The following is a 9047-nucleotide window of genomic DNA, read 5'->3' as shown; positions in this document are numbered from 1 at the left end:
TGAGAGGATTCGAACCTCCGACCCTCTACACCCCATGCAGATGCGCTACCTGGCTGCGCTACACACCGACGGAGTCAGCTCGGCTGACGGGGAGGAAGTCTAATCGGATGATTTGGCGGGCGCAACTCCTTTTTTATCAGGGAGATGCCGACTGCTTCTTTATTGTTCAGCCAAGATGCAACTTGGGCCCTGGCCGGAGTTTTGGCATAATCGCCGCCCCCTTAGGCGGGCACAGGGTGGCGAACACCCAACTCGGGGCGTTCCGATGTCGCCGGGGCCTTTGGCCTCTCTTTCATTGACAGCATCTTCTGCCGTGGGCTACCGGCTAGCGCGAGGGGGAAGGGGCCCGGTGTGCCCAGGGCCGGGACGCAGCAATCCGGGAGTGCGCGGCCGATGCCGTGCAGGGGCCAGGCAAGCCGACATCATATCGACGAGAGGATCAGGGCGTGAAACCATCTGAAGTTGCAGCACAGATCAGCCAGCGCGAGCAGGACGAACGCTGGATGCGCCATGCCATGGCCCTGGCCGCCAGGGCGGAGGGGATAGGCGAGATCCCGGTAGGCGCCGTGCTGGTGCTGGGGGACAAGATAGTGGCAGAGGGGTGGAATCGCTCCATCAGCGAGCACGACGCCTGCGCCCATGCCGAGGTGATGGCGCTTCGGGAAGCGGGCAAGCAGCTTGAAAACTATCGCCTGCTCGACACCACCCTCTATGTGACGCTGGAGCCCTGTTGCATGTGTGCCGGCGCCCTCATCCACAGCCGGGTCAAGCGGGTGGTCTATGGTGCCCGGGATTTGAAGACGGGGGCGGCAGGGTCTGTGTTCGACATCCTGCTGGATCCCCGCCACAACCACCAGGTGGCACTGACGGGGGAGGTGCTCGCCGACGCCTGCTCGGCCCAGCTGTCGGATTTCTTCAAACGGCGCCGCGCCGAGAAGAAGGCGGCCAGACTCGCCGCGAAAGAGGCGCTTCCTCACGATGACAGCGGGGCCTGATGGCCCCGTTTGCTTTTATTTCACTGCCAGACCGGCGGCCTGCTTCCTACCAACTGCCACCCCTGCGATGAAGCCCGCGCTCTTTGCCGCTGTTGATGTAACAAAACTGTCATGCATCCGCCATATAATGCCGCCAAGCCTAGCTCACATTGAGGTCTTGCATGTCATCGGAATCGTTAAATCTGGTCATGGCGGGCAGTCGAAAACGCCGGATCAAGGATAAATTGGCCAAATATGGCGTCACCACAGGGGGAGCCCTGGTGCTGGTGGCGCTGTTGCTTATCTTCTTCTACCTGCTTTATGTGGTGAAGCCCATCTTCAATGGCGCCAGCATGGAGAGCACCGCTTCCTTCACCCTGCCCATCAAGGGCAAGACCGCCTGGCTCGGGGTCGAGGAGCAAAACGAGATAGGTTACCGCTTCAGTGACCTGGGGAAGGTCAAGTTCTTTGCCGTGCAACCGGATGGCAAGATCAAGACCGGACAGGTGATTGGTGAGGCGCAGGTGAACGGCGAGATCACGGCGGTCGCGCCGCCTGCGCCGGGCCAGAAACTCATCGCCTATGGGTTTGCCGACGGCAAGGCTCAGGTGGTGCAACCCTATTTCAAGATCTCCTATCCCAATGACGTGCGCGTCATCGAGCCCAGCCTGCAATATCCCTTCGGCGAGACCCCCGTGGTGATCGATCCCCAGGGCAAGGCGCTGACGCGCATGGTCTTCGAGGCGACCAAGGACAAGATGGCGACCGCGGCCGTGACCGAAGATGGTCGTGGTGTGCTGATGGTGATGAGCGGCGAGGAGAATTTCCTCTCCGGCGAAATCGAGTGGAGCAACCAGACCTACACCATTCCGTCCCTGCCACGCCATGTTGACCAGATGCTGCTGACCCCGAACCTGCGCCTGTTGTTCGTGCGCGAGGGCAACCGCCTGTCGGTCTATGACATCCACAACCTGAGCGACATCTCCCTGCGCAATGTCATGGAGATCAACGCCCCCAATGCCAGCGTGACCCAGGTGGCCCTGCTCTCCGGTGCGTCCTCCCTGCTGGTGGGCAACGACAACGGCGTCATCTCCCAGTGGTTCGAGGTGGCAAAGGATGGCAAGCGCCAGTTCACCCAGATCCGTGACTTCAAGAGTGACGCGCCGGTCGCCCTGCTGACCCCCGAGCACTTTCGCAAGGGCTTCATCAGCGCAGGCAGCGACGGCACCATCAACTTCTTCCATGCCACCGGCGAAGCCAAGCTGCTTGGCGAGAAGGTTGACGGGGGCAACCTGGCTGCCGTTGCCATCTCTCCTCGCCACAACCTGCTGTTGACCCAGCAGGGGGATGACTTCAAGGTCTTTGACGTCGAGAACGATCACCCCGAGGTAACCTGGTCTGCCCTCTGGCAACAGGTGTGGTATGAAGGCTATCCCGAGCCCCAGTACGTGTGGCAGTCCACCTCCGCCAGCAACGACTTCGAAGCCAAGCTGAGCCTGGTGCCCCTGGTGTTCGGTACCTTGAAAGCCTCCTTCTATGCCATGGTGTTCGCGGTGCCCTTGGGTGTCGCCGGCGCCATCTATACCGCCTACTTCATGTCGGCGGGGCTGCGCAAATACGTCAAGCCGACGGTGGAGATCATGGCGGCGCTGCCGACCGTCATCCTCGGCTTCCTGGCGGGTCTGTGGCTCGCTCCCATCATCGAAGGGGCCCTGCCCGGGGTGATCCTGCTGCTGATCCTGCTGCCCATGGGTATGCTGCTCACCGCCCTGGTGTGGAACTATCTGCCGGAGCGCGGCCGCACCTGGCTGCCGGAAGGCTGGCACGCCATTCTGCTTATCCCTGTGCTGCTGTTCATCGGATGGGGCGCCTTCGCCTTGAGTCCCATCATCGAGAACGCCTTCATGCACGGTGATTCGCGCATCTGGCTGACCCACGACATGGGCATCAAGTTTGACCAGCGCAACTCCCTGGTGGTCGGTATCGCCATGGGCTTTGCGGTCATCCCCACCATCTTCTCCATCGCCGAAGACGCGGTCTTCTCGGTGCCCAAGCACCTGACCCAGGGCTCGCTTGCGCTGGGGGCGACCCCGTGGCAGACCCTGAGCCGGGTGGTGATCCTCACCGCGAGCCCAGGCATCTTCTCGGCGGTGATGATGGGCCTTGGCCGCGCCGTGGGCGAGACCATGATCGTGCTGATGGCCACCGGCAACACCCCCATCATGGACTTTTCCATGTTCCAGGGGCTGCGGACCCTGGCGGCGAACATCGCGGTGGAGATGCCGGAATCGGAAGTGGGCAGCTCCCACTACCGGGTGCTCTTCCTCGCCGCCTTCGTGCTGTTTGTGTTCACCTTCTTGTTCAATACCCTGGCCGAATTCGTCCGCCAGCGGTTGCGTGAAAAGTACAGCTCTCTGTAAGGACTAAGGAATCGACAATGGGTAAGTGGTTTAAATCGGGGGCCCCCTGGATCTGGATGACGGGGGGCGCCGTCAGCCTGAGTCTGGTGGCCGTACTGGGTCTGTTGTTGCTGATTGGCTGGCGTGGTCTGGTCTATTTCTGGCCCCATCCCATCTATGAGTGGCAACTTGAAGATGCAAGCGGCAACAAGAGCGTCCTGATTGGCGAGATCAACGACCGGGAGCTGGTGCCGGTGGAGCGCCTGCGCGCCGCAGGCCAGGCGCTGGAAGGGGAGGAGCGCGAAGAGATTACCCGTTATCTGGTCAAGACCGGCAACCGGGAGTTCGTGGACCTCGACTTTCGCTGGGTGCTGGAGACCGATATCAAATCGCGCACCCAGCCGGCGGAGCTCGCTATGGTGGAACGCGCCACCAACGGCAACTTCTATGGTTACATCACCTCGGTGAAGGAAGATGGCCAGGAGCTGACCACGGATCTGCATCCCGCCTTGCAGCGGGTGTTGGCCCGTGCCAACGGCCTCTCAAGCCAAGCCAACGACCTGCAAAAAGGGGCCATCGGCAGCATCAACTATCAGCTGGAGCGCCTGCGCCTGAAAGAGCGCAAGGCCGAGCTGGATGACAAGCTGACCGATCAGCTTAAAGCCGAGCTGGCGAGCGAGCGTCAGGCGCTCAACGACCGTTATCAGGTGCTGGAGAAAGAGCTCTTCTCCCTGCGTACCCAGGCGGACAGAGACAGCATCACCGTCAAGGACATGCGCGGCGAGCTGGTGACCATGCCCATGTCCCGGGTGCTGGATGTGGTCTGGCCCAACGACATGAGCCTGATGGCCAAGGTGGGTCACTGGTTCCACCAGATTGGCAAGTTCGTCTCCGATGACCCCCGGGAGGCGAACACCGAGGGCGGCGTCTTCCCGGCCATCTTCGGCACCGTCTTCATGGTGATCCTGATGGCCATCATCGTGACCCCGCTCGGGGTGGTGGCGGCGGTCTACCTGCACGAGTACGCGGGCAAGAACAGCCTGACCAAGATCATCCGCATCGCGGTGATCAACCTGGCGGGGGTGCCCTCCATCGTCTACGGCGTGTTTGGCCTGGGTTTCTTCGTCTACACCCTGGGGGGCAGCATCGACCGCCTCTTCTACCCGGAAGCGCTGCCGAGCCCGACCTTCGGCTCCCCTGGTGTCATCTGGTCAGCCCTGACCCTGGCCATCCTGACCCTGCCGGTGGTGATCGTCTCCACCGAAGAGGGGCTGGCCCGGATCCCGAGCACCATTCGCCAGGGTTCGCTGGCGCTGGGTGCCACCCAGGCCGAGACCCTGTGGCGCATCGTGCTGCCCATGGCAAGCCCGGCCATCATGACCGGCCTTATCCTGGCCATCGCCCGTGCGGCGGGCGAGGTGGCGCCGCTGATGCTGGTGGGGGTGGTGAAGCTTGCTCCCACGTTGCCGATGGATGGCAACTTCCCGTACCTGCATGTGGAGCGCAAGTTCATGCACCTGGGCTTCCACATCTATGACGTGGGCTTCCAGAGCCCGAACGTCGAGGCGGCGCGTCCTCTGGTCTACGCCACCTCCTTCCTGCTGGTGACTGTGATCGTCGGCCTCAACCTGACGGCGATCGGTATTCGTAACCACCTGCGCGAGAAATTCCGGTCGCTGGAACATTAATCCAGCCATTACAGAGACGGGCAGGGGTCTTCCCTGCCAACTAGATATTCCGGCAGCGGGCAAGACGTTTGCCCGCTGCCACCAAGAGAATTTGAGGTAAACAGATGATCAACGTAACACCGAGTTCGGCCCCGCACACCGCCACCGACCTGCTCAACCTGACCCCGGAGCAGACTGCGCTGGAGGTGAAGGATCTCAACCTGTACTACGGCAACAAGCAGGCGCTGTTCAACGTCAACATGAAGATCCCCAAGGGTCAGGTCACCGCCTTCATCGGCCCGTCCGGTTGCGGCAAGTCCACTTTGCTGCGCTGCATCAACCGGATGAACGATCTGGTGGAGATCTGCCGCATCGAGGGGGAGATCCAGCTGCACGGCCACAACATCTATGACAAGAGCGTGGATGTCTCCGCCCTGCGCCGTCAGGTGGGCATGGTGTTCCAGCGCCCCAACCCCTTCCCCAAGTCCATCTACGAGAACGTGGTCTACGGCCTGCGCCTGCAGGGCATCAATGACCGCCGTACCCTGGACGAGGCCGCCGAGCGTTCCCTGCGCGGTGCTGCCCTGTGGGAGGAGGTGAAGGATCGTCTGCACGACAACGCCTTTGGTCTCTCCGGCGGTCAGCAGCAGCGTCTGGTGATTGCCCGTGCCATCGCCATCGAGCCGGAAGTGCTGTTGCTCGATGAACCGACCTCGGCGCTGGACCCCATCTCCACCCTCACCATCGAGGAGCTCATCAACGAGCTCAAGAGCCAGTTCACCGTGGTGATCGTGACCCACAACATGCAGCAGGCGGCGCGGGTCTCGGATCAGACCGCGTTCATGTACATGGGGGAACTCATCGAGTACTCGAATACCAACACCATCTTCACCACCCCGGCCAAGAAGAAGACCGAAGACTACATTACCGGTCGTTACGGCTAAGGGATGCCGGTGATTGAGATGAGCAAGATGAGCAAGATGGGCATCAACAAACAGATTGGCAGTTAGTTCAACGGCTAAGGCATAATCGGAGCAACAAGGATTACTGGTATGGACAATATGAACCTCAACAAACACATCTCCGGTCAGTTCAATGCCGAGCTTGAGAGCGTGCGCAACCAGGTACTGGTGATGGGGGGGCTGGTGGAGAAGCAACTCACCGACGCCATCGCCGCCATCCATGGCCAGGATCTGGATGCGGCGCGCAAGATCGTGGCCAACGACCACAAGGTCAACGCCATGGAAGTGGCGATCGACGAGGAGTGCACCCGCATCATCGCCAAGCGTCAGCCCACCGCGTCCGACCTGCGGCTGGTGATGGCCATCATCAAGACCATCACGGATCTGGAGCGGATTGGCGACGTGGCGGACAAGATTGCCCGTATGCTGACCGACAACGCCAACAAACCCCAGCCACCGCTGGTGTCGCTGGAGAACATGGGGCGTCGCACCATCAAGATGCTCCACGACGTGCTGGACGCCTTCGCCCGCATGGATCTGGATGCAGCCCTGGCGGTCTACAAGGAAGATGACAAGGTGGACCGCGAATACGAGTCCATCATCCGCGAGCTGATGACCTACATGATGGAAGATCCCCGCACCATCCCCCAGGTGCTCAACGTGCTCTGGGCGGCACGGGCCATCGAGCGGGTCGGCGATCGCTGCCAGCACATCTGCGAGTACATCGTCTACTACGTCAAGGGCAAGGATGTGCGTCACACCAAGGCCGATGACCTGAGCGATCTGCTCGGCAAGGGCTGATGGGGCGCCTTGGGTGGAGCTCCCGTCGCGGCTGCACGACGGGAATCCAACTCTGATTGAATAAAAAGGCGCTTTGAGCGCCTTTTTCATTGCATGGCACGGCAGTTCAAGATAACGCCACCCAGCGGGCGCTTTTCTGCTAGAATATGGCCCCTGTGTGAGTCCCGGATGGAGTCACGGTCCGGTTTCCCGGGCCCAGTTTGCCGTCTTGTGCTAAGGCGGCTGTAGCAATAGGTTAATCATGAGTTTTGCCGATAGTTTGTTCTTTCTGATGCTGCTGGTCGCCGGCAGCGTGTTCTTCTCACTCTCCGAGATCTCCCTTGCCGCCTCCCGCAAGATCAAGTTGCAGGTGATGGCCGACGAGGGCAACCGCCACGCCGAGAAGGTGCTGGCATTGCAGGCCCAACCGGGCAACTTCTTTACCGTGGTGCAGATAGGCCTCAATACCGTCGCCATCCTCGGTGGTATCCTGGGGGAATCCGCCCTCAATCCCGCCATCAGGGAGCTGATAGCCGGCTTCTACCAGGGGCCCTGGCTCGGCCAGATTAGCTCTGCGGCCTCGTTCGTCTTCGTCACCGGCATGTTCATCCTGATAGCGGATCTGATGCCCAAGCGCCTTGCCATGACCATGCCCGAGCGGATCGCCGTGGTGGTGGTGCGTCCCATGATGCTGTGCGTCACCTTGCTGATGCCGCTGGTGTGGCTGTTCAACGGCATGGCCAACGGCCTGTTCCGGCTGATGCGCATCTCCATGGTGCGCAACGACGAGATCACCTCCGACGATATTTATGCGGTGATGGATGCAGGTGCCGAAGCCGGTGTCATCCAGCGCGAGGAGCACCAGCTCATCGAGAACGTGTTCGAGCTCCAGTCCTTGGGTGTCACTTCCGCCATGACGGCGCGGGAGAGCCTCATCTACTTCACCCTGCAAGAGGGGGAGGAGAGCATCAAGGCGAAGATCGCCGAGCACCCCCACAACAAGTTCCTGGTGTGCGACCACAACCTCGACAGCATCAAGGGGTTCGTGGATGCCAAGGAGCTGCTGATCCGCGTCATCGGCGGCCAGAGCATCGATCTCAACAGCGGCTCCCTGGTGCAGAACGTCATCATCATTCCCGACACCCTCAACCTCTACGAGGCAATGGAGTACTTCAAGAACCATCGCGGCGATTTTGCGGTGGTGATGAACGAATACGCCCTGGTGGTGGGCATCGTCACCATGAATGACCTGATGAGTACCGTCATGGGGGAGTGGGCCACCCACGTGGTGGAAGAGCAGATCGTCCAGCGGGACGAGAACTCCTGGCTGGTGGACGGGGTGACCCCCATCTCCGACGTGATGCGCGCCTTCGACATCGAGGAGTTCCCGGAAAACCAGAACTACGAGACCATCGCCGGTTTCATCATGTACATGCTGCGCAAGATCCCCAAGCGCACCGACTCGGTCAAATATGCCGGTTACAAGTTCGAAGTGGTGGACATCGACAGTTACAAGATTGACCAGTTGCTGGTCACCCGGGTAGAACCTGCGAGCAATGAGAAGCCCGCTCAGGAATCCTAAAGGAGTTCGTTAGCAATCATGAAGATGAAGACTCATTCCCGTGCGCTGGCCTGTGTGGCGCTCGCCCTGGCACTGGGTGCCTGCAGCCAGAGCGCACCGCGCAAGCCGGTGACGCCTGCCAAACCCGTCGCTCCCCAGCCTGCCGTGGTGGTCCCGCAGCAGGATCCCGATGCGGTGGTGCAAAGCGCCGTGGCAGAGCCCAGCCCGGTGTTCGACGAGGAGTATCACGGCCCGGATCAAGGGTCGCTTGAATCGGTCACCGCCCTGTTTGCCCGGGGTTACATCGAATCCGCCATGCGCGAGACCATGCTGGCGGCGGTGCACAGCGACTATCCGCTGCTCGGCATGCGGGACGTGCGTCTCACTGACCCTGTTGCCAAGTTCCTCACCTCGGCCCAGGCACGCACCACGGCCCACGACTACCTCTATGCCGGGGTGCAGCGTCGGCTGGGCCGCCCCCTCAGCCCCGCCCAGTGGGAGCAGATCTGGCAGGGCTATCCCCAGCAGGGCCGGGTCTCCGACTGGGTCAAGCAGACCAAGCGGGTGCTGGCCGGGCGCTGAGCCCCTGGTTATCGGCGGCTGTGCCCGCCTTGATCCCCTGTTTCACAAGAGGCCACCCCCCGGGGTGGCCTCTTGTCGTTTCAGTGCCTGGCCAGGTGATGCCTGTGCCGGGGAGACCTCCC

The 9047-nt window shown here is 61.4% G+C and carries 7 protein-coding genes; all 7 read left to right on the top strand.

The window, feature by feature from the left end; genetic code table 11:
- The first annotated feature begins 446 nt into the window (after window positions 1-446).
- The 7 genes from tadA (at window position 447) to AB5Y47_RS10685 (ending at window position 8925) form a co-directional block, all read left to right on the top strand.
- Window positions 447-995: a tRNA adenosine(34) deaminase TadA gene (gene tadA, locus AB5Y47_RS10715; protein ID WP_080988662.1), complete on the top strand. Its 549-nt coding sequence runs from the start codon at window positions 447-449 to the stop codon at window positions 993-995.
- A 161-nt stretch (window positions 996-1156) separates the two neighbouring features.
- The gene (locus AB5Y47_RS10710) at window positions 1157-3394 is read left to right on the top strand and encodes an ABC transporter permease subunit (protein ID WP_045524162.1); all 2238 of its coding nucleotides are present in this window, start codon (window positions 1157-1159) and stop codon (window positions 3392-3394) included.
- Between the two features lie 17 nt (window positions 3395-3411).
- A complete protein-coding gene (gene pstA / locus AB5Y47_RS10705; RefSeq protein ID WP_042864111.1) occupies window positions 3412-5061 on the top strand; it encodes a phosphate ABC transporter permease PstA in 1650 nt (549 codons plus the stop codon).
- Between the two features lie 104 nt (window positions 5062-5165).
- The gene (gene pstB, locus AB5Y47_RS10700; protein ID WP_010675264.1) at window positions 5166-5984 is read left to right on the top strand and encodes a phosphate ABC transporter ATP-binding protein PstB; all 819 of its coding nucleotides are present in this window, start codon (window positions 5166-5168) and stop codon (window positions 5982-5984) included.
- Between the two features lie 108 nt (window positions 5985-6092).
- Window positions 6093-6803, top strand: a complete 711-nt coding sequence (phoU, locus tag AB5Y47_RS10695; protein WP_029314752.1) for a phosphate signaling complex protein PhoU — start codon at window positions 6093-6095, stop codon at window positions 6801-6803.
- 241 nt (window positions 6804-7044) lie between these two features.
- On the top strand, window positions 7045-8364 hold the full coding sequence (locus AB5Y47_RS10690; RefSeq protein WP_029314751.1) for a hemolysin family protein: 1320 nt from the start codon (window positions 7045-7047) through the stop codon (window positions 8362-8364).
- A gap of 18 nt (window positions 8365-8382) precedes the next feature.
- Window positions 8383-8925 (top strand): hypothetical protein, encoded by a 543-nt coding sequence (locus AB5Y47_RS10685; protein ID WP_039040256.1) that lies wholly within the window; start codon window positions 8383-8385, stop codon window positions 8923-8925.
- The last annotated feature ends 122 nt before the right edge of the window (window positions 8926-9047 follow it).

Origin of the sequence: Aeromonas sp. R7-2 (genome assembly GCF_040908105.1) — a bacterium.
GTDB classification, from domain to species: Bacteria; Pseudomonadota; Gammaproteobacteria; order Enterobacterales; family Aeromonadaceae; genus Aeromonas; species Aeromonas caviae.
The sequence above is the reverse complement of the archived record's forward strand: the minus strand, read 5'-3'. Positions and strand labels throughout refer to the sequence as shown.

What these genes read in the sequence shown, in the direction of transcription:
- phoU (WP_029314752.1), top strand. Translation starts at nt 6,093, where the DNA reads ATGGACAATATGAACCTCAACAAACACATCTCCGGTCAGTTCAATGCC.
- AB5Y47_RS10690 (WP_029314751.1), top strand. Translation starts at nt 7,045, where the DNA reads ATGAGTTTTGCCGATAGTTTGTTCTTTCTGATGCTGCTGGTCGCCGGC.
- pstA (WP_042864111.1), top strand. Translation starts at nt 3,412, where the DNA reads ATGGGTAAGTGGTTTAAATCGGGGGCCCCCTGGATCTGGATGACGGGG.
- pstB (WP_010675264.1), top strand. Translation starts at nt 5,166, where the DNA reads ATGATCAACGTAACACCGAGTTCGGCCCCGCACACCGCCACCGACCTG.
- AB5Y47_RS10710 (WP_045524162.1), top strand. Translation starts at nt 1,157, where the DNA reads ATGTCATCGGAATCGTTAAATCTGGTCATGGCGGGCAGTCGAAAACGC.
- AB5Y47_RS10685 (WP_039040256.1), top strand. Translation starts at nt 8,383, where the DNA reads ATGAAGATGAAGACTCATTCCCGTGCGCTGGCCTGTGTGGCGCTCGCC.